Origin of the sequence: Streptomyces sp. NPDC008125, assembly GCF_042957125.1 — a bacterium.
In the GTDB taxonomy this organism is placed as follows: Bacteria; Actinomycetota; Actinomycetes; order Streptomycetales; family Streptomycetaceae; genus Streptomyces.
In genome coordinates this window covers 19,576-36,670 of the sequence record NZ_JBIBHR010000035.1, presented here as the reverse complement: position 1 = coordinate 36,670, position 17,095 = coordinate 19,576, and the positions used below count along the sequence as shown (strand labels likewise).

The 17,095-nt window shown below is 72.3% G+C and carries 25 protein-coding genes; 21 read left to right on the top strand and 4 right to left on the bottom strand.

Annotation, left to right across the window (positions count from 1 at the left end; all coding sequences use genetic code 11):
- Nucleotides 1-44: 44 nt before the first annotated feature.
- From ACFZAX_RS34015 to ACFZAX_RS34005, 3 genes are all read right to left on the bottom strand, one after another.
- Complete coding sequence (locus ACFZAX_RS34015) at nucleotides 45-1,631, bottom strand: tyrosine-type recombinase/integrase (protein WP_390966620.1); 1,587 nt, start codon at nucleotides 1,629-1,631, stop codon at nucleotides 45-47.
- Nucleotides 1,632-1,674: 43 nt separating this feature from the next.
- Complete coding sequence (locus ACFZAX_RS34010; protein WP_390966618.1) at nucleotides 1,675-1,923, bottom strand: hypothetical protein; 249 nt, start codon at nucleotides 1,921-1,923, stop codon at nucleotides 1,675-1,677.
- 92 nt (nucleotides 1,924-2,015) lie between these two features.
- The gene (locus tag ACFZAX_RS34005) at nucleotides 2,016-2,396 is read right to left on the bottom strand and encodes a hypothetical protein (RefSeq protein WP_390966617.1); all 381 of its coding nucleotides are present in this window, start codon (nucleotides 2,394-2,396) and stop codon (nucleotides 2,016-2,018) included.
- Nucleotides 2,397-3,030: 634 nt separating this feature from the next.
- Here ACFZAX_RS34005 and ACFZAX_RS34000 point away from each other — a divergent pair.
- From ACFZAX_RS34000 to ACFZAX_RS33935, 14 genes are all read left to right on the top strand, one after another.
- On the top strand, nucleotides 3,031-3,339 hold the full coding sequence (locus tag ACFZAX_RS34000; protein WP_390966615.1) for a helix-turn-helix domain-containing protein: 309 nt from the start codon (nucleotides 3,031-3,033) through the stop codon (nucleotides 3,337-3,339).
- A gap of 68 nt (nucleotides 3,340-3,407) precedes the next feature.
- Complete coding sequence (locus ACFZAX_RS33995; RefSeq protein WP_390966613.1) at nucleotides 3,408-3,773, top strand: hypothetical protein; 366 nt, start codon at nucleotides 3,408-3,410, stop codon at nucleotides 3,771-3,773.
- The gene (locus tag ACFZAX_RS33990) at nucleotides 3,773-4,456 is read left to right on the top strand and encodes a hypothetical protein (RefSeq protein ID WP_390966611.1); all 684 of its coding nucleotides are present in this window, start codon (nucleotides 3,773-3,775) and stop codon (nucleotides 4,454-4,456) included. Before ACFZAX_RS33995 ends, ACFZAX_RS33990 begins: the two co-directional genes overlap by 1 nt.
- A gap of 109 nt (nucleotides 4,457-4,565) precedes the next feature.
- Nucleotides 4,566-4,832: a hypothetical protein gene (locus ACFZAX_RS33985; RefSeq protein WP_390966610.1), complete on the top strand. Its 267-nt coding sequence runs from the start codon at nucleotides 4,566-4,568 to the stop codon at nucleotides 4,830-4,832.
- Nucleotides 4,832-5,122, top strand: a complete 291-nt coding sequence (locus ACFZAX_RS33980) for a hypothetical protein (RefSeq protein WP_390966608.1) — start codon at nucleotides 4,832-4,834, stop codon at nucleotides 5,120-5,122. The genes ACFZAX_RS33985 and ACFZAX_RS33980 overlap by 1 nt, the downstream gene beginning before the upstream one ends.
- A 205-nt stretch (nucleotides 5,123-5,327) precedes the next feature.
- On the top strand, nucleotides 5,328-5,774 hold the full coding sequence (locus ACFZAX_RS33975; RefSeq protein WP_390966606.1) for a hypothetical protein: 447 nt from the start codon (nucleotides 5,328-5,330) through the stop codon (nucleotides 5,772-5,774).
- Between the two features lie 136 nt (nucleotides 5,775-5,910).
- On the top strand, nucleotides 5,911-7,371 hold the full coding sequence (locus ACFZAX_RS33970) for a hypothetical protein (protein ID WP_390966604.1): 1,461 nt from the start codon (nucleotides 5,911-5,913) through the stop codon (nucleotides 7,369-7,371).
- Nucleotides 7,368-7,688 (top strand): hypothetical protein, encoded by a 321-nt coding sequence (locus tag ACFZAX_RS33965; RefSeq protein ID WP_390966602.1) that lies wholly within the window; start codon nucleotides 7,368-7,370, stop codon nucleotides 7,686-7,688. Before ACFZAX_RS33970 ends, ACFZAX_RS33965 begins: the two co-directional genes overlap by 4 nt.
- Nucleotides 7,685-7,888, top strand: coding sequence for a hypothetical protein (locus ACFZAX_RS33960; protein ID WP_390966600.1), 204 nt, complete (start codon nucleotides 7,685-7,687; stop codon nucleotides 7,886-7,888). The genes ACFZAX_RS33965 and ACFZAX_RS33960 overlap by 4 nt, the downstream gene beginning before the upstream one ends.
- A 101-nt stretch (nucleotides 7,889-7,989) precedes the next feature.
- On the top strand, nucleotides 7,990-8,391 hold the full coding sequence (locus ACFZAX_RS33955) for a histone-like nucleoid-structuring protein Lsr2 (RefSeq protein WP_390966598.1): 402 nt from the start codon (nucleotides 7,990-7,992) through the stop codon (nucleotides 8,389-8,391).
- Nucleotides 8,391-8,822 (top strand): hypothetical protein, encoded by a 432-nt coding sequence (locus ACFZAX_RS33950; RefSeq protein WP_390966596.1) that lies wholly within the window; start codon nucleotides 8,391-8,393, stop codon nucleotides 8,820-8,822. The genes ACFZAX_RS33955 and ACFZAX_RS33950 overlap by 1 nt, the downstream gene beginning before the upstream one ends.
- A complete protein-coding gene (locus ACFZAX_RS33945; RefSeq protein WP_390966594.1) occupies nucleotides 8,819-9,037 on the top strand; it encodes a hypothetical protein in 219 nt (72 codons plus the stop codon). Before ACFZAX_RS33950 ends, ACFZAX_RS33945 begins: the two co-directional genes overlap by 4 nt.
- A gap of 19 nt (nucleotides 9,038-9,056) precedes the next feature.
- Nucleotides 9,057-9,788: a hypothetical protein gene (locus tag ACFZAX_RS33940; RefSeq protein WP_390966592.1), complete on the top strand. Its 732-nt coding sequence runs from the start codon at nucleotides 9,057-9,059 to the stop codon at nucleotides 9,786-9,788.
- Nucleotides 9,789-9,867: 79 nt separating this feature from the next.
- Complete coding sequence (locus ACFZAX_RS33935) at nucleotides 9,868-10,581, top strand: DNA methyltransferase (protein WP_390966590.1); 714 nt, start codon at nucleotides 9,868-9,870, stop codon at nucleotides 10,579-10,581.
- Between the two features lie 8 nt (nucleotides 10,582-10,589).
- Here ACFZAX_RS33935 and ACFZAX_RS33930 read toward each other — a convergent pair whose 3' ends face one another.
- Nucleotides 10,590-10,823 (bottom strand): hypothetical protein, encoded by a 234-nt coding sequence (locus tag ACFZAX_RS33930; RefSeq protein WP_390966588.1) that lies wholly within the window; start codon nucleotides 10,821-10,823, stop codon nucleotides 10,590-10,592.
- A 137-nt stretch (nucleotides 10,824-10,960) separates the two neighbouring features.
- Here ACFZAX_RS33930 and ACFZAX_RS33925 point away from each other — a divergent pair, with 137 nt between their 5' ends.
- The 7 genes from ACFZAX_RS33925 to ACFZAX_RS33895 all read left to right on the top strand — a co-directional run bounded on the left by ACFZAX_RS33925 (nucleotide 10,961) and on the right by ACFZAX_RS33895 (nucleotide 17,081).
- The gene (locus tag ACFZAX_RS33925) at nucleotides 10,961-11,473 is read left to right on the top strand and encodes a hypothetical protein (protein WP_390966587.1); all 513 of its coding nucleotides are present in this window, start codon (nucleotides 10,961-10,963) and stop codon (nucleotides 11,471-11,473) included.
- Complete coding sequence (locus ACFZAX_RS33920) at nucleotides 11,470-13,020, top strand: hypothetical protein (protein WP_390966584.1); 1,551 nt, start codon at nucleotides 11,470-11,472, stop codon at nucleotides 13,018-13,020. Before ACFZAX_RS33925 ends, ACFZAX_RS33920 begins: the two co-directional genes overlap by 4 nt.
- Nucleotides 13,021-13,105: 85 nt before the next feature.
- On the top strand, nucleotides 13,106-13,354 hold the full coding sequence (locus ACFZAX_RS33915) for a MerR family transcriptional regulator (RefSeq protein ID WP_390966582.1): 249 nt from the start codon (nucleotides 13,106-13,108) through the stop codon (nucleotides 13,352-13,354).
- Between the two features lie 4 nt (nucleotides 13,355-13,358).
- Complete coding sequence (locus tag ACFZAX_RS33910; protein ID WP_390966580.1) at nucleotides 13,359-13,805, top strand: hypothetical protein; 447 nt, start codon at nucleotides 13,359-13,361, stop codon at nucleotides 13,803-13,805.
- Nucleotides 13,806-14,070: 265 nt separating this feature from the next.
- Nucleotides 14,071-14,727, top strand: a complete 657-nt coding sequence (locus ACFZAX_RS33905; RefSeq protein WP_390966578.1) for an AAA family ATPase — start codon at nucleotides 14,071-14,073, stop codon at nucleotides 14,725-14,727.
- Between the two features lie 133 nt (nucleotides 14,728-14,860).
- Nucleotides 14,861-15,319, top strand: a complete 459-nt coding sequence (locus tag ACFZAX_RS33900) for a phage terminase small subunit P27 family (RefSeq protein ID WP_390966576.1) — start codon at nucleotides 14,861-14,863, stop codon at nucleotides 15,317-15,319.
- On the top strand, nucleotides 15,288-17,081 hold the full coding sequence (locus ACFZAX_RS33895; RefSeq protein ID WP_390966574.1) for a terminase TerL endonuclease subunit: 1,794 nt from the start codon (nucleotides 15,288-15,290) through the stop codon (nucleotides 17,079-17,081). Before ACFZAX_RS33900 ends, ACFZAX_RS33895 begins: the two co-directional genes overlap by 32 nt.
- The last annotated feature ends 14 nt before the right edge of the window (nucleotides 17,082-17,095 follow it).

The window sequence follows — 17,095 nt, the reverse complement described above, 5'->3', positions numbered from 1 at the left end:
ACCGGCGGGGACTTCATGAAGTAGGAAGTCCGCTTCAGATTGCTTCATTTCACAAAGTGCAGCTCAGGCGCGGTGTAACTGCGACGAACCGCTTGGGAGATCACCCGCTGGGGAGAACTCTGGGAGAAAACCCGGTCCGCGTGCTCCTGGAGCAGGAGGTCCAGGACCCGTACGGGAGACCGAGGGGCAAGCGCCAGACGCTCCGTCAGGGACGCTTCCCACATACCGGTGAGACCGGCCAGCATCCTCGCACGCATGCCGGGGGTCACGTGCCGGTACCGGGCCGACACCGAACCGTCCTCGTGCCCCATCCTCTGATCGATCAACTTCTTGGGCGTCCCCAGGTCCTCCAGCCACGTCGCGTGGCAGTGCCGGAGACCGTGCACCGTGAGGCCTGCCGCGACCGGCGCCCAGCAGGCGTCCGCGTGCTCGGAGGAGTACCGCCCTCGGGTGACGACGCCGGGCCACGGAGACCCGTCCGCGACGACGCACACCGGGTGCGCTGGATTGGTCCGCCCCTTGGCGGGGAACCACCCCGAGGCCGCCGGCTCGAACGTCTGGTGACGGTGGGCATTCCGCGTCCAGTGAGGGTGTGTGGCGCTCGGCGAGAAACACCCGAGCGTCTCCATGGCCGCAACGACGCGCCTCCGAGACACGTCAGTCGCGTCCATCGGACGGTCGCGCACTCGCTTGACGGTGGACGCAGACACCCCTGCACATTCCGCGATCCTCGCGTTCGTGACGCGCTCCACCGGGGCCGCCGACCAGAAGAGGGAACGCACGCCGTGGCACGTGCACCCAGCCTCAGGTGCCCGAGTCTTCTGTCCGGCAAGGAGCCTGCCGAGAAAAGGCGGCAGATCGATAACCCGGTAGCTGTCATCCTTCGGCGGGCAGAGCTCCCACGTTCCGTCGTTGAGCTCGTACAGCTGCTGTTGGATGTCGATGGTCGACGCCCGCACGTACTGGCAGTCAAGCCCAACGACTTCACCCCAACGGGCCCCCGTGTACGCGATCGTGACGTCCTGGACGAACTCGTCGTCGCGGCCCGACAGGATGGACGCCCGCTCGGCGACGAGGAGAGCTCCCAGGGGGCTCGTGATCACCTTCTCGGGCCCGCGGGCACGGCTACGCCCCGCCCGACGACCGCGGCCCCGTCGCTGCGCCGCCGGGTTCGCCTTCATCTCCTCGATGTCCTCGACCGCGTCCTGCAGGATGAGGTGGAGGACGCTCCGATACGTCTGGATGCTGGTGGGGGCGTACCCGGCGGCGCGCTGTTCCTTCGCCCATGCCTCTACGTGGGCCCGCGTGATCTCGGTAATGATCATTTCGCCGAAGAACGGCAGCAGGTGGCCCTGGATGTGGCTCGGGTAGTTTTGCATCGTGCTCGCTGCCAGGTCCTGCGTGGCCCACCACGTCTGGACGTACTCGCCGAACGTTGGCGCCACCGTCCGAACGACGGGTGCGCCGGCGGTGCGGACTGCCGCTTCCGCTTCGTTCGCTGCTTGCACCGCCGCGCGCTTGCCCGTGTAGCGGATCGTGTTGCCTTGCTCGTCCTTGACGGTGCCGTACTCGCCGTCACGGATCTTGTAGCGGGCCCGGAAGTACGAGCCGCGGTTTTCGGCGTATCCCATTGCGTCCCCCTGAGACGCGGTGGTGTCCGCCGGGGAGAGGGAGTCAGTGTTGCTGCATCCCGAACAGGGCGGTCGGCTCCGCGTCGTCTACGGTCGAAAGATCCACGATTTCGCCGTTCCAGAGCTGGAACAGCGGTACAGCCTCAAGTGCGCTGGAGGTCGCGGCGGTCAGCGCTGCAGCGTGCTCGGGCAGGAAAATCCCGCGGTTCAGCACGTACGTCATGCCGCCGCGGTGGGACTTGATGAACCCGGTACCCGGGATGTCGCTCTCTGCCAGCCGAAACGTGATCACTGCTACCCCTGTCGCATGCCGAACGCATATTCGAATCGCTGTCCGGTCACCCTACATATGCGGGGCGTGATCATGAACTGATATGGAGGGCGTCATTCCCGGTGGTGGCGCGCCCGCTCGTCCGCCTCGATCATCGCCCGCCAGCGTCGCGCGTCCTCGGGGCCCATACCGGCGAGGTGACCCACGATGACCCGCACGTCCGCGCTGAAGTGCGTCAGCTCGCTGCCCTCGTACTCCAGAAACTGCCTCGCGGCCGCGAGCTTCACCACGGACAACGGCTTCTCTAGAGCGGCCGCGATGGCCACAAGGCGCTCCGGCGTGGGCGCGGTCGAGACGGCGTTGGTCGCGAGCTTCTGAAAATAGGGCTTACTCAAGGGGACGCCGGCCCTCGCGGCCCTGTCCGCCATGTCCGCGTACGAGATCCCGCCGTCGTTCACCGCCCGTACCAACTGGCTCAATGCATCGGAGTCCATTTCCCCTGCTAGGCGTGGAGGGATGGCGGCGTCCGAGTCGTGTCGTGGCCGTGTCGGCTCTCCCATGTCTGCCTCTCCGCGCCTCCCGGCGCCTGCTGCGACTGTCTCACTCGTGCCCGCCATGCTCTCAGGGAACGGGCAGGTCAGCGAGACCCACCATTCCAATCCACATACGAATCGTCTACATCCCACGGTAGTCGTGAGGGCGTCTTCACCGAAACCCCACAAGGCTCGTTCTGATCTGTAGACGATTCGACTACATCTATGCTTAGGTGTTCCCGAACGTAGCCACCTCGTACGGATCTGGAGCCACCTTGTCTGTCCGCTACAAGCTCCGCGACCGGGGTGTCCTCCGATACGTCATGGAGCACCCCGGTCGCGGCGCGCCGTACAGCGTGCGGACGCTAGCGGAGACGTCCGGCGTCTCCCCTGGCAACGTCGGACACCTTGTCTCGGGCCGTCTCGCCACGCTGGAAGTCGGCCAGGCACACGCACTCTCGGAGGCGCTCGGCGTGGCCGTCCTGGTCCTTTTCGCGCCGCCATCGTCTCCGAAACAGAACGAACCGGATCCGAACGAGGAGCACACGCAAGACGGGAGCAGCCAATGGCAACAAGCGCGGTCTCACCCGCACGTGTGACCCAAATCAGAGATGCGGCGTCCCGACCGGGAGCCGATCTGCCGCGGCTCTTCACGCCCGAGGACGTCGCCGACGCCCTGCAGGTCTCCGCGTGGTGGGTGCGCGACCAGGCGCGCCGCAAGCGCGTGGACGCCACGAAGGTCGGCGGTAGCTGGCGCTTCACCCGGGCTCAGTTCGACCAGCTGCTGATCCACCACGCCTCACCAGCTGTGCCCGAAAGCACCGCGCCTCCCCGCCGGTCGCAGAGCGCACCGTCGCAGCCACCGCTGCTCGTGCCTCGGCTGCCTGGCCGGATGCGCGGCTAACGAAAACAGGGCCCCGGACCATGCCCGGTCCGCGGCCCCACCGGATCACCTCACCAGAGAGGCTCACCGTGACCACCCAGCTTATCGAGCCGTCCGTACAGGTCGGCACTGCAGAACCCGAGCCGTCGTGGCGCGTCTCGCAGCGCGCGGCGTCCGCCGCCCTGCTGGCCGTTTCCGCGTCGGTGCCGGCCGCTCCTTACTGCGCGGAAGCGTCTCTCATGCACGCCAGCGTCTCGGACTACCGGGCGTTGCTCCACTACATCGACGCCGCGTCGGTGCTCGCCATCGCCAGCGCGTACGACGCCGAGGTTCTCCGGACGCAGCCGCGCGGCTCGACCTCCTCGGTCACGTACACCACCGACTTCACCCTCGACGGCGTGCGGGTGCGCGTGGTCGCCGTCGTGGCCGAGGCGTCCGAGACGGTGGCCAGCTGATGCAAGAGCACATCACCCGGGCACTCCTCGCCCTGGTCCCCGGCGCCCGGTGGGCCGCGACCCGCGTCACGGTGGAGCACGCGTACACCCAGCTCGACGTCCAGTCCCGCGACACCTGGTCCGGCAGTGTCGACGGCCTGGCCGCCCGCCTCGCGGACGCTCTCAGCACGGAGAAGGACATCCCGGCCGGGACGGCGTCCACTCCGGCTGTTCGTCCGATCCGTACGGCCGTCCTCGTCGCCCTGGCCCGGGCGCTCCGTGACGACGCCACCGCCGACGATGCGCTGAACGGCCTCGCCGAGCTCGGCGAGGCCGTGGCGGCAGACGCGCCCGAGGAGGCGGTGACCGCGTGGGCGGACGCCGTCGCGCATCTCGCCCGCCTGGACGACGCCGTTCCCGCGTCGGACGGCGGCTACGTCTACCGCGCCGAGCACGACGCGATCCACATGGGCCACTACGCCACGGCGGCCGCTGCCCGCGCGCACTGCGAGGGCGCCCTGAGCGACGAGCACCCGGCGGGAACCACGCTCACCTTCGACTGGCTCGGCGGGGACGACCCCGAGGACCCGGAGGAGCCGTTGGAGCTGGTCGCCACCGTGGCCGAGGGTCCGGAGACGACCACCGGCTACCTCGTGGTCCCCGTGCCCGTCGCCGCCGCGTACGACCCGGACGCCGACCAGTGACCGCGTTACTGACCGCTCTCTTTCTCTTCGGCTTGATCCCGGCCGCCGCGATCGCGGCCGGCTGGATCGCGGACCGCTACCTCACCCACCACCGGACCAGGGGGCCCCAATGACCTACGACGACCACGCCGAGTACGCCGACTACGACCCGCCGACCGCTGAGGAGGAGCGCACCGCCGTGCTCCTCCTGGACGCGGCCGACGAGGAGCGGCACGCCGCCGAGGAGCGCGCGGCCGCCGCCACCGCGCCCGAGGACGACGACGAGTGCGCCGCCGAGTTCATCGACGGCTCCTGGACGGACTGCGGGTGCCCGGAGTGCGAGGACCGCGCCGCCGAGGAGCTGGCCGAGGCCGAGTACATGGACGGGCGGTTCTGATGCCCGAGTGGGTTCTCATCACCCTCGCCGCGGTGTTGCTGACCGGGCTCCTGTGCTGGGTCGTCGGTGTCGCGCTCGGGGCCCTCGCCCTGATTCACGGGTTCGCCGGGCTCGGCCGTCGGGTGCGGGCGGCTCGCATCGCCCGTGAGGCGGCGTTCGCCCGGGAATCGACGGTCTGGGTCGCCTGCCACACCCCGCAGTGCGGACACATGGAGAGGCGGCACCGTACGACGGCGGCCGGGCTCGTGTGCACCCGCTGCGGCAACGTCCCCACGTCGTCCGCCCCGTGACCCCGCGCCGCCGCCGGCCGCCGCCGTGCGGTGATGTCGGCCTCCCCCACGGTCTGGCCCGCACCGTCCGGTACGTCATCGGCTGGCGATGCGACCGGCACACCCCCAACGCCCTGGCGGGCCGCCCGGAGCCCCCGCCGGGCCCCGGCTGGCCCGCCGGCAGCTACCTCTCGCAACTCACCACCGAACCTGAACAGGAAGCACCATGACGGTTCCGTCGCCCATGGACATCGCCGCCCGCGCCGCCGACCGGCGCGCCAACGCCGAGCTGATCGCCCGGCATCTGGCCCCCGGGGTTCTGGTCGGCCGGGAGAGGTTCCGGCGCGTGCACGCCCGGGCCGTCTGGGAATCGGCGCTGACGCCCCACTGCCGCCTCGTCGCCCTGGCCCTCGCTACGCACGGGAACTTCCGCACCGGGGAGATGCGCCACCAGCCGCGTCTGGCCGGGCTGGTGACCGCTACGGGCCTCTCCCCGGCACAGGTCGCGGTGGCGCTCAACGCCTTGGTGCAGCGCGGGTGGGTCTCTCGCACGGGCCCGCGCGCCTACGAGTCGGCCGACCTGCAGCCGCACATCCCCGCCGGTGCGCTCGCCCGGTACCGCGCCCGCCGCGTCGCCGACCGCATCGCTCGCGAGCACCTCGCCTCCGCCTGACCAACCCCCCTCCCCGGAGTCCCTGTTGACCGCCGCCCTTGCGCACGCAGCACCTGCTGCGGCTGCGCCGTGCCCGGAGCCGCCCCGCGCGGCCCCGGCCGCACGGCCGCGCACGGGCGGCGGTCTTCGTATCCGCGTGCCCCTGCGCCTGGTTGTGGGTGCTCAGTACGGCGATGCCGCCCTGAGCGTCTACATCAAGATCGCAGTACTCGCCCTGCGGCCTGAACTGTGCCGCGCGAAAGTCTCGGTCATCGCCGAGTACCTCGGCTTGTCCAAGTCGGCTGTCGAGCGCGCCCTGACGCAGCTCACGACGGCCGGCACCGATGGGGTCGCCGAGGTCCTCACCCGCCGCATCACGTCCCGCGACGGCGACGGCGAGTCCGCCCAACGCTGGGTCCGCCCGATGGACGACGACGAACTCTTCGTGTGGCTGCCCGCCCGGGCCGCGACGTCGATGGCGCCCCGCCAGCTGCGCCTGTACGCGGGCATCAGCTACGCCCAGGCCCGCCGCATCCCGCTGGCCCTCTCGGACCTGCAGGACCTCGTCCGCCACCAGTACGGCGACTCCGCCGGGGAGCCCCTCGGGGCCCGTCAGGTGATGCGGCTTCTGGACGACCTGGAGACGGCTGGGTGGATCACGGTCCACCGCCGCCAGGGACCGCGCGGCCGCCACGCCTACGAGGCCCACCTGCGCCCGCTGCGCCCGGTCCTGGACGACGCCGCCGACGCCGACGAGGTCGTGGTGGAGCCCGCCGCCACCACCACGGCCCCCACCGCGACTTCTGACATACATGACGGATCGGCTCCCCGCACCGCTGACGGATCCCCGTCAGTGGATGACACCACGACTGACCGACCCTTGAAGAGCGCGGGTGGTAGTGGGATCCGCCGTAGGCGAGTGACGGGTAGTTACCGGGCCGCCCCTGTGGAAAACCGCCCGGCCGGGCCGACGTACCACGGTGCGGGTCACGACGAAAAGCGCAGCAACACCAGCGGTGGCACGTACCGCGGGCCGGAGCTCCAGCTATCGCCCCGGGTGTGGCGGGTCCTCGAACCCGTACGCCACCACCTGCCGGAGATCAGCGCGTACGTCCTGCGCCGCATCGGCCAGGAGATCGGCCGCCAGCTGTGCGCCGGGACCGGCGAGGAGCGCCTGACCGACCGTCTACGCCTTCGCTACGCCACCACCACCGCCCCCCGGGACGTCGGCCGGTGGATCCTCGGCGCCGCCCTGGTCCGCCACGGCTGCTCCAACCTCCCGAGCTGCGAGTCCGGGTTCACCTGGACCACCGGCGCGCCCTGCCCCGGCTGCTACGACCCCGGGCACGACGACGGGCCCGCCATCGAGGAGGAGCCGCCGCCCGCCCGGGCGCAGCAGCCGGAGCCTCGACCGCCCGCACGGGAGCCGCGCGCATGGGTGCCCTGGCCCCCGCCGCCGGTACCCGACCCCGAGCCGCTCCCGGCCGACCCGGACGCGTCTTCGGACGCCGTCCGCCAGGCCCTCGCCGAGCACGGCGTGCCCGCCGCGATCCAGCTGTACGGCCGGGCTCGCGTCTGGCCGCTCCTCACCACCGACCCCGAAGGGACCCCCGCATGAAGCCATCGAGCCGCCACCTCGCCACGTGCCGCCGGTGCGGTGCGCCCATCTGCTGGGCCCTCACCACCGCGCACGGCCGCCGCCAGCCGATCGACGCCGCGCCGACCGACAAGGGAAACCTTGGCGTGATGCAGGGGCCGGACGGTGTGCTGTACGTCCGTACGATCACCGCGGCCCGGCCCGAGCTCCGCCCCGGCGAGTGGCAGGCGATGCCCCACCACGCCACGTGCATCACCCCGCCGCCGAGGCGCAGCAGCGGTACGGGGCAGAGGGCGCGGTCCGGGGTCCGGCCGGCCCCCTGGCAGGGGCGCCCGTGATCTCAGAGGACGCCGAGATCCTCGACCGGGTCCAGGAGGCGCGCGAGGAATTCCCCGACGGCACGTACGGGCGCACCCGCCCGCGTCCGCCGGGCCCGGACCCCGACGCCGTCGTGCACGTCCAGGACCTCCTGGACGCGCTGGCCGGGTGGCGGCTCGGCGACCGCGCCGACCGGCCGCAGCCGAGGCCCGTTCCGTGACGATCGCCGCGCTGCGCCGCCTCCTGGACGCCGAGCTCCCCGGCGTCCGCCGGCACCCGGCCCCCACCATTCCGCACACCGCCCACCGAAGGAGAACGACCATGCCCCCGATCCCCGCCCCTCGGCCACCGGACCCCACCGCGACCGACACGCCCGTTCCGATCGGGAAACTGGTCGGCTGGGCCCTCTCCCACACCACCCAGTCCACCGCGCAGAAGGGGGAGCGCGTCCACCAGCTGCTCACGGAGTTGCGCGCGCTGCACACCGCCGAGCAGCAGCTGGCCGCCGTCGACTCCGAGGAGCAGCAGCTGCTGCAGCAGCTCCAGGAGGTCCGCGCCCGGCGCGAGGAGCTGCGCCCGCGCCGGAAGCCGGCGCCCCGCGACTACGACTCCGCGACCGTCCGTGAGTGGGCGTCCGCGAACGGGCACGCCGTCTCCCCGGTCGGCGTGATCCCCACCGCCGTCGTGCAGGCGTGGCGCGCCGCTACGAAGGGCGGTGCGTGATGGCGGAGTTCGCCCGAGGGTTCCGTCTCCACCCCGCGCGCGACGGGGTGGTGTTGGACGGCTGCGAGTTCCCGGACGGCCGGGTGCTCGTCATGGACGACCCGGACTACGTGCTGACCACCGCCGCCCCGTCCCTGGACGCTCTGCTGCGCGGCGGGTACCACGGCGCGCGGGTCGAGTGGCCTGGTGACGGCTGCCCCGACTGCGCGGACTACCGCGCGCTGAAGGCCAGGGCGGAGTCCCCCGAGGCCGCCGTCGCTCCGCTCACCGCCCCCGCCGACCGGTCGGAGCCCACCGCCCGCGAACGCGTCGCGGCCGCGCTCTTCGAGCAGCACCAGCGCCAGCCATGGGCCATGGCGTACCCCGCCGACATCGAGGAGTACGGGTGGGACGCGGACACCGTCCTGGCCGTTTGTATCGCGACCGCGTGAGCCTCGCCCTCGTCATCAGCTGCGACCGCGCACACCACACCGGGACGTGCGCGGCGCAGCTCCATACCGGCACCGCCGTCGCGGCCGAGGCCCGCGCCGTCGCCGTACGGGCCGGATGGGAGAGCTGGGGCGACCAGCACTTCTGCCCCGGACACGCTGCCCGCCCACGGCGGCCGCCGCCGCCCGCCGACCTCTTCGCCTGCCGCACCACCTGACCGACCGCACGGAGCGCCCATGTCCACCTGCACCGTCTGCCAAACTGACGCCCCCGCCGACGCCTACCTGTGCGACGGCTGCACGTACCGGCTGCGGGTCCGCCTCCGCCAGGTCGTCGCTACCCTTCCGCTGCTGCGCGCCGCGCTGCGCCCCGACACCGGACCGGCGCAGCGCGGCGGGTCCGGCCGCGCGCACTCCCCGCTCCCCGTCGACGTTCGCGCCCTCGATCTCCTCGGCCCCGGGCACCCTGTGCCGATCGAGGACCCGCACGGCGACCAGACCGGCGGCATCCCCATCGGGCCGCTCCTCGCCGGGTGGGCCCGCTACCTCGCGGCCGACTACCCGGCCGTCTGGACCGACCGGTACGGCACCGTACGGATCGACCGGTGCACCGACGCGCGGCCGCGCACCGGCACCGGCATACCGGCCTGGTCGGCGTGGCTGCAGGCGTACCTCCCGTACGCGGTGACCCGGCCGTGGGCGGAGGAGTTCTACCACCAGGTCGCCGACCTCGTCGCCCGGATCGAGCGGGTCACCCACACCCGGCCGCGCCGGACCGCCAAGGACGCCCCCTGCCCCGGCTGCGGCGCCTTCGCCCTGGTGGAGCGGGAGGACGAGCTGCACATCCACTGTGAGGCGTGCGGCCATCGACTCACCCCGGAGGCGTACACCGCTCACCGTGGGGAGGTCATGCCCGCCCTCGCGGCCCTGGCCCTCCGTATCGCTGCCGGTCAGCACCGCGCTGCGTGAGATGGCTGGAAATAGAACACACATTCGGCCATGATCATTTCGCGGTCGTCATCCAGACGGCCCGACCCAGGAGAAACTCATGACCGATTGGACTCTTCACCGCGGCGACGCCCTCACCCTTCTTCCCACGCTGGGCGACCTGGTGGACGCGGTCATCTGCGATCCGCCGTACAACTCCGGCGGCCGCACCAACGCCGAGCGGCGGGCCCAGGGAGCCCGGGACAAGTACGTCAGCGGCTACGCGGGGCACGCCCTGGCCGACTTCGACGGGGACACGCGCGACCAGCGTGGCTACACCCACTGGCTCGGACTCGTCCTCGGCGAGTCGTACCGGCTCACCCGGCCCGGCGGGTCGCTGCTGGTCTTCACCGACTGGGCGCAGCTCCCCGCGACGTCGGATGCACTGCAGGCCGGCGGCTGGACGTGGCGCGGCATCATCCCGTGGCGAAAGCGCATCAACAGGCCGATCCGCGACGGCTTCCGGAGGGAGTGCGAGTACGTCCTCTGGGGCACCCGGGGCGAGCCGCTCCGCCACGCCCCGACCATCTACCTGCCCGGCTGGCTCGAAGGGAGCCAGCCCCGCGGGAAGACCCGGGTGCACATCACCCAGAAGCCCGTTGACGTGATGCGCCAGCTGGTGCGCATCGCCCCCGAGGGCGGCGTGGTCTTGGACCCCTTCACGGGGAGCGGCACCACCGGCGTAGCGGCTCTGCAGGAAGGCCGGCGCTTCATCGGCATCGAGCAGTCCGCCCATTACGCCGGTGCCGCCGAGGAGCGACTGGCCGCCGCCTGACGGTTCAGTCAGGCGTCGCGGTTGAGGTCGGTCCGCTTCCCCTGCGTCATGCCCGCCTGGCGCTGCGCCCAGTACCGGTCGAACCACTCGACCGGGTACATCGGCCTGGTACTCCCGGGCCGGTACGTCGGGGCCGGCCACTTCTCGGCCGGGGTGCTGGCCAGGCGGTGAATCAGGCTGCGGCTGTGTCCGACTCGGGCCGCCAGCCCGGGAATCGTCAGGTATTCGGGGTTCTCGGGCATGACGGCATCCTCTCGGAAAGGTGTGGACAATGTCCACACTTCTCGCTACGGTCGTGACGCAGACAACACGGCCCCGGTCGGAGTTCGCACCTCCGGCCGGGGCCCGCCATCCCACCTGATCCACCAGGAGGACAGCCATGCGCGATCGTAGCCGCGCCCCCCTCACCCTCGCCTCGGACCCCGACATGGACGCGGCCCTCGCCGCGGCCCGGACCGCCCTCGACAACCCCACCCGCGTCCTGATGGCCGCCATCGGAACCGCCCTGCTGACGACCCGGCCCACGCTCCCGATGCGCGAGGTCACGCGCCTCGCGTACGCCAGCCGCGTGACGTCCAGCGTCCACGGCTTCGGGACCCCGCGCGCCGCCGCCGCTTCTGCCCTTCTGTTGCGCCACATGCCCCGGGTCGACGACCCGCGCCCGCCCGCGCCCATCACCCGCGCCGAGTACGGCATGCAGCTCCTCAAGAAGGCCGGCCCGGCCGCCGTAGACGCTGCTGCGCGCTGGGCCGCCGCCGAGCGCGTCGCCGAGCTCCAGCGCCGGGCCGCCCGCGACTACGCCGACGCCCAGGCCAACCGGGCCGCGCACGCCACCCGCGCGACCATGTGCGTGCCCTCCGCCGCCGATCCGGCTTCCGGAGGGGCGGCGTGACCCTGCACCAGGTCCTCGTCCTGGCGGCCGGCCACCCGTGGCTGGCCGCCGGGCTCACCGCCGCCCTGCTGGTCGTCGCGGTCGGCACCGTCTGGGCCCTCGTCAGTGCGGCCCGCCACCTCGACCTCCCGCCCGGGTCCGTCGTCGCCGCCGGGCTCGGCGCCGCCGTCTGCACCGCCTACAGCGGCGACACCTCCTGGCGGTTCGCCGAGCACCACCTCGGGATGACCGACAGCACCGAACGCGCCGTAATGTTCGCGGCCGGGGAGCTCGCGCTCTTCGCCTGCGCCGTGATGGCCCGCGCGAACAAGGCCGCCACCACCACCGAGGAGACCGCGGGCACCGCTGGTGTGCCGGGCGCCCTCGTCTGGTGCATCACCGGCATTCAGATCGTCCCCGCCTTCAGCGAGTCGGGCGTCTGGGGCGGTCTCGTCCGCGCCGCGTTCGGGCCGGTGGGCGCCGGGCTGCTCTGGCACCTCGCCATGGGCCTGGAGGTTCGCGTTGGCCGCCCCGGAGCCCTATCCACGGGACTGCCCGCGCTGATCGGCCGGGAGCTCCGCGAGCGCCTGCTATCTCGCCTCGGGCTCGCGGTCCGGGACCGTACCGCGGAGCAGATCTCGCGGGACCGGGCGACCGCCCGCGCGGTGCGCCTGGCCGCGCTCCTCGAACTCCGGCCGACCGGGTGGCGCGCGTCGTCCCGTCGCCGCCGCCTGGCCGCCGCCGTCGCCGACTCCGGCGCGGCTACGAACGGCGAGCAGCGTCACCGCCTGCTCCAGCAGCTCGCGGCCCGCCGTACCTCCGGCCAGCTCGCGACCGTACCCCTGCACTCCCCGTGGGCGGGTACCCCCGTACCCGAGGACCCGTACCCGAGTACCCCGCTCGGGGTGACCGGGGCGCAGCTGCGGCGGATGGACCCGCTCGCCGCCGTCCACCAGGTGCGGTCCGCGCACCCGGACGCGACGCCCGCGGAGCTCGCCGCGCTCCTCGTTGAGTACGGGGTGCCCGTGTCCGAGACTCAGGTTCGGATCGCGGTCGGAGCGGGCAACCCGCCCCCGGCTGTCGCCGCCGACGTCCTGCCGCTCGTCCTCACCGCACCCCCCGCAGCCGCGCGGCTGCTTCCCGTCATCTGCCGACCGCAGCCGACTGCACCCGCAGCTCCGGCGCAGCCGACTGCACCCGCCCTGCCGCCCAACGTGGTACCGGTGGGTACGCGGCTGCTGCCCGTCGTCTGCCGACCGCCCGCACTCGGTAGCACAGGACTGCACCTCGACCTGGCCCCGATGCTCCCCGCTCTCCACGCCGTCACCGCCGACGCGCACGAAACGCCGCAGCTGCAGCCGCACGCCACGCCCCCGGCTGCGCTACGCCCCGGAGACGAGGAACTGATCACCAGAGCCCTCGCCCTCGCCGCCACCGGCCCGTTGTCCGGGCGCCGCCTCGAGCGCGAGCTGCACATCGGACAGCGACGCTCCCAGCGAATCCTGGCCGCAGCCGTGGGCCGCTTGCGCGCAGCCGAGGACATCCCGCTGGACAAGATCCAGTCATAGCGTCACACTGGCGCCAGCGCCACACGTATGCCCCCAGAGCCCCTGACCAGCGGTCAGGGGCTCTCGTGCGTCCGGAGGGAGACCGGTGGACATCGACCACCTCACCGCCGCCGAGGCCGCCGCCCACGCCGACCGCGCCCGCCAGGCCCTCACCGCCGGTGCCGCCCACATCCAGCCCGCCACCATCCGCCAGTGGGCCGCCCGCGGACACCTCACCGCCACCGGCCTCGCCGAGGACGGGCGCACCCGCACCTACCGGCTCGCCGACGTTGCGCGCGCCGAGGTGGCCACGCGGGCACGCGCGCTTCGCCTCATCGGCATGAGGAAGGTCTGAGGGCGTGGCACGATCACTGGACGCCAACCGTCCGGGGGGACACATGCGCAACCGCAACACCGCCGCCGCACTCATCGCGGCCGGCCTGCTCGCAGCGCTCACCGCGTGCAGCAGCAGCGACCAGGAGCCGAAGAACGTGGACGGGCCGAAGCCTCCGCCGTACACCGTCGCCAACAAGAGCGAGAAGGTGAAGCGAGGCAGCGTCGACCTGATCGTGCCGGACGCCACCGTCGACACGGCAAAGGCCGCGATCCAGGACTACGCCCAGAGCATCGGCGGCGCGATGCAGAACTACAGCATCACCGTCGTCCGCGACGACGCCGACAAGGTCTACGTCTGCATGGGCGAGTGGGCCAAGGACGAGGCCGCGTCCAAGCTCTACAGCGGCGGCCGCATTAAGGGCGACTCCTGGCCCGCCATCCTCATGAACTGCCCGGACCCCAAGGGCTGACACCGCTCGGCGACAGCGCGGAGGAGGGGCAGCGGCCCTCAGCGTCCAGGACGGGAGCCTGGCCGCGCTGTCGCCAGCACACCTACCGGCCCGGCCGTGCGCACCGCATCGCCGGGCCTCGGCATGTCAGGAGGTTGCCGTGCCTACACGTCCCGCAAGCCGCTGTACGGCGTGCGGCACCCGCCGGGACGCCCGGGGCCGGTGTCCGGCGTGCAAGCCCGCTCACGCCCGTACGAGCGGTCAGCAGCGGGCGGACTGGCGTTGGGTGTACGACGACCGCCGGTGGGCGCCGCTGCGGGACCAGGTCCTGTCCGAGGAGCCCTTGTGCCGTGCGGCGTGCGGTCGGCCCCCCGCCGTCGTGGACCACATCCGCCCGCACCGCGGTGACGAACTGCTGGCGTTCGACCGGGCGAACCTGCAGGCGATGTGCAAGCCGTGCCACGACGCCAAGACGGCGCGCGAGACCGGGTTCGCCGGCCACGGGCCCGCGCGGCTCACCACCGCGCGCGTCACCCTCGTGTGCGGTCCACCCTGCTCGGGCAAGTCCACCTACGTCCGCGACCGCGCCGAGCCCGGCGACCTGGTCGTGGACTGGGATGCCCTCGCCCAAGCCCTCGGGTCCCCACACCCCTGGGATCACCCCGCCCCCCTCTCCCCCTTCATCGCCGAGGCCCGGGACGCGGTGACCGCACGCCTCGGCCGCGCTCACGCGGTCGAGCGCGCGTGGATCATCGCGACCGCGCCGCGCCAGGCTGACCGCCAGCGCCTGGCCCCGCCCGATGCCTCCGTGGTGGTGCTCGCCACCCCCGAGGACGAGTGCGTGCGAAGGGCCAGACGCGACGGCCGCCCCGGCGGTACGATCGATGCCATCGAGTCCTGGTGGCGCACCCACCGAGCCGATCAGCACCTCCCACCGAGGTGATCCGACCCCCAGGGGGGTCCGTGATCTTGCCGGTGGGGGGGACCCCGAGCGCAGGCGGGGGTGACGCGCGCTCAACCGCGAGTTTCGACCGCGTTTCTGAGAACGGCCCCCGGCGGCCCGGGAGGAGGACCCCATGGGGACGCGCGGCCCGATCCCGCAGCCCGACAACGTCCGTGCGCTGCGCGGCAACCCCGGCGGCCGGCCCGCGCCGAAGAGGGTCGCGGCCCGCCCCGGAGCTCCGTCCCCGCCGACGTGGCTGGACACCGAGGCCAAGGCGGAGTGGCGGCGCGTCGTGCCCGAGCTCGACCGCCTCGGCGTCCTGGCGAAGGTGGACCGCGCCGCGCTCACCACGTACTGCGCCGCCTGGTCGAAGTTCGCGGCCGCCGAGAAGCTGCTGCAGCAGGACGACCTGGTGGCCGAGCGGCGCGCGGGCAACGGCCCGGCGAAGCACCCGGGGTGGCAGATCTGGCGGGAGGCGGCGACGACGACGGCGATGCTGGCGAAGGAACTGTTCCTGACCCCGGCCGCGCGGCTCCGCTCGGTGAAGCCGGAGGACGACGATGGGAACGCGGACGGAGGCATTCTCGACTGAGCAGCTGCGCACGCAGCTGACGCGGGAGCTGGACCAGGCCATCGCCGGTTGGGTTGAAGCCGGTCTGGTCGACGCCACGGAGTGGATGACGCAGGGCCGCCGACCACTGCTGGTCACCCCGCTGCCCGCCGAACCCGGTACGTGGTTCGACCCCGACGCCGTCGAGCGCGTGCTGAAGTTCTTCCTGCTGCTTACGCAGCTGATCGGCCGTCACGCTGGGCGCAAGTTCCGGTTGATGGACTGGCAGGTTCGCTACCTCATCGCCCCCGTGTTCGGCCTCAAGCGGCCGGACGGGTACCGGGTGATCCGGACCGTGTGGTTCGAGATCCCCCGGAAGAACGGCAAGTCCACCATCTGCTCGGGCCTCGGCCTGTACCTCGCGTTCGCCGACCGCGAGGCCGGCGCCGAGGTCTACGCGGCGGCCGGGGACCGCGACCAGGCGAACATCGTGTTCCGCGCAGCCGCGAACATGGCGTCCGGCTCGCCGCCGCTCAAGAAGAAGCTCGGCCGCCGCGGGATCCAGCGCAAGCTGCTTGAGCACCCGATCACGCACAGCATCTTCCGGGCCCTGTCCTCCGAGGGCCTACGGGCGCACGGCCTGAACGTGCACGGCGGCGTGATCGATGAAGTCCACGTCCACAAGAACCCCGACGTCGTGGACGCCCTGGAGACCGGCACCGGATCCCGCGCGCAGCCGCTGATCGTGTTCATCACGACCGCGGACGACGGAGCCGAGACCGGCTCGATCTACGCCACCAAGCGCGAAGAGATCGAGACTCTCGCCGGCGGCCACGCCGAGGACGCCACCGTGTACGGCGTCGTGTTCGGCGCCGACGACCAGGCCGACGGGTTCGACCCGTTCGCCGAGGACACGCTGCGCACCGCGAACCCCGGCTACGGCGTCACCGTGCTCGCCGACTACCTGCTCGGCAAGGCCCGCCAGGCGGCCCGCTCGCCGCAGCAGCTGAACCGGTACCTGCGGCTGCACCTGAACGTCCGCACCAAGCAGACGACGCGGTGGCTGTCCATGGACCACTGGGACGCGTGCGCACGCGAACCCGTCTCGAACGTGCCGGTCCCCGTGGACCTGTCCGCCCTCGAGGGCCGCGACTGCTACGGCGGCCTCGACCTGTCGAGCACCACGGACCTCACCGCGTTCTCTCTGTGGTTCCCGCCGGTGACCGACGACCCGGAGGAGCCGCACGTGTGGGTGCCGTTCTTCTGGCTCCCCGAGGACAACCTGAAAGACCTCGAGCGGCGCACCAAGGTGCCACTTCAGCGGTGGTCCAAGACGGCCGCCCACGAGGGCCCGGCGCTCCGGCTCACCGAGGGCAACGTCGTGGACTACCGGGCCGTACGCGCGCTGGTCACCGACAAGCTCGCCAACCGGTTCAACATCCTCGCCGTCGGCTACGACCGGTGGAACGCGACCGAGACCGTCTCGGAGCTCGGCGACGCCGGCGTGGAGATGGAACAGGTCTCGCAGGGATACGCGGGCCTGAACCAGCCGTGCCAGCAGCTGGAGCGCCTGGTGCTCTCCCACCGGGTGTCGCACGGCGGGCACCCGATCCTGCGGTGGCACGTCGACAGCGTCGGCCTGAAGACCAACACGGACGGCTACGTGAAGCCGGTGAAGCCGGACCGGCAGATCAGCAGCAAGCGCATCGACGGAGTCGCGTCCGGGCTGAACGCCTACGCCATGCACCTCCTGCGCGCGGAGCCCGAGGAAGTACCCGAACCCAAGATCCGCATCATCGGATGACCCGAGAGGGGTGC

Excerpts from the sequence above, each read along its gene's own strand:
- ACFZAX_RS33965 (WP_390966602.1), top strand. The coding sequence starts at position 7,368 with ATGAAGCCATCGAGCCGCCACCTCGCCACGTGCCGCCGGTGCGGTGCG.
- ACFZAX_RS33975 (WP_390966606.1), top strand. The coding sequence starts at position 5,328 with ATGACGGTTCCGTCGCCCATGGACATCGCCGCCCGCGCCGCCGACCGG.
- ACFZAX_RS33990 (WP_390966611.1), top strand. The coding sequence starts at position 3,773 with ATGCAAGAGCACATCACCCGGGCACTCCTCGCCCTGGTCCCCGGCGCC.
- ACFZAX_RS34005 (WP_390966617.1), bottom strand. The coding sequence starts at position 2,396 with ATGGACTCCGATGCATTGAGCCAGTTGGTACGGGCGGTGAACGACGGC.
- ACFZAX_RS33900 (WP_390966576.1), top strand. The coding sequence starts at position 14,861 with ATGGGGACGCGCGGCCCGATCCCGCAGCCCGACAACGTCCGTGCGCTG.
- ACFZAX_RS33955 (WP_390966598.1), top strand. The coding sequence starts at position 7,990 with ATGCCCCCGATCCCCGCCCCTCGGCCACCGGACCCCACCGCGACCGAC.
- ACFZAX_RS33895 (WP_390966574.1), top strand. The coding sequence starts at position 15,288 with ATGGGAACGCGGACGGAGGCATTCTCGACTGAGCAGCTGCGCACGCAG.
- ACFZAX_RS33985 (WP_390966610.1), top strand. The coding sequence starts at position 4,566 with ATGACCTACGACGACCACGCCGAGTACGCCGACTACGACCCGCCGACC.
- ACFZAX_RS33925 (WP_390966587.1), top strand. The coding sequence starts at position 10,961 with ATGCGCGATCGTAGCCGCGCCCCCCTCACCCTCGCCTCGGACCCCGAC.
- ACFZAX_RS33980 (WP_390966608.1), top strand. The coding sequence starts at position 4,832 with ATGCCCGAGTGGGTTCTCATCACCCTCGCCGCGGTGTTGCTGACCGGG.
- ACFZAX_RS33930 (WP_390966588.1), bottom strand. The coding sequence starts at position 10,823 with ATGCCCGAGAACCCCGAATACCTGACGATTCCCGGGCTGGCGGCCCGA.
- ACFZAX_RS33950 (WP_390966596.1), top strand. The coding sequence starts at position 8,391 with ATGGCGGAGTTCGCCCGAGGGTTCCGTCTCCACCCCGCGCGCGACGGG.
- ACFZAX_RS33940 (WP_390966592.1), top strand. The coding sequence starts at position 9,057 with ATGTCCACCTGCACCGTCTGCCAAACTGACGCCCCCGCCGACGCCTAC.
- ACFZAX_RS33935 (WP_390966590.1), top strand. The coding sequence starts at position 9,868 with ATGACCGATTGGACTCTTCACCGCGGCGACGCCCTCACCCTTCTTCCC.
- ACFZAX_RS34015 (WP_390966620.1), bottom strand. The coding sequence starts at position 1,631 with ATGGGATACGCCGAAAACCGCGGCTCGTACTTCCGGGCCCGCTACAAG.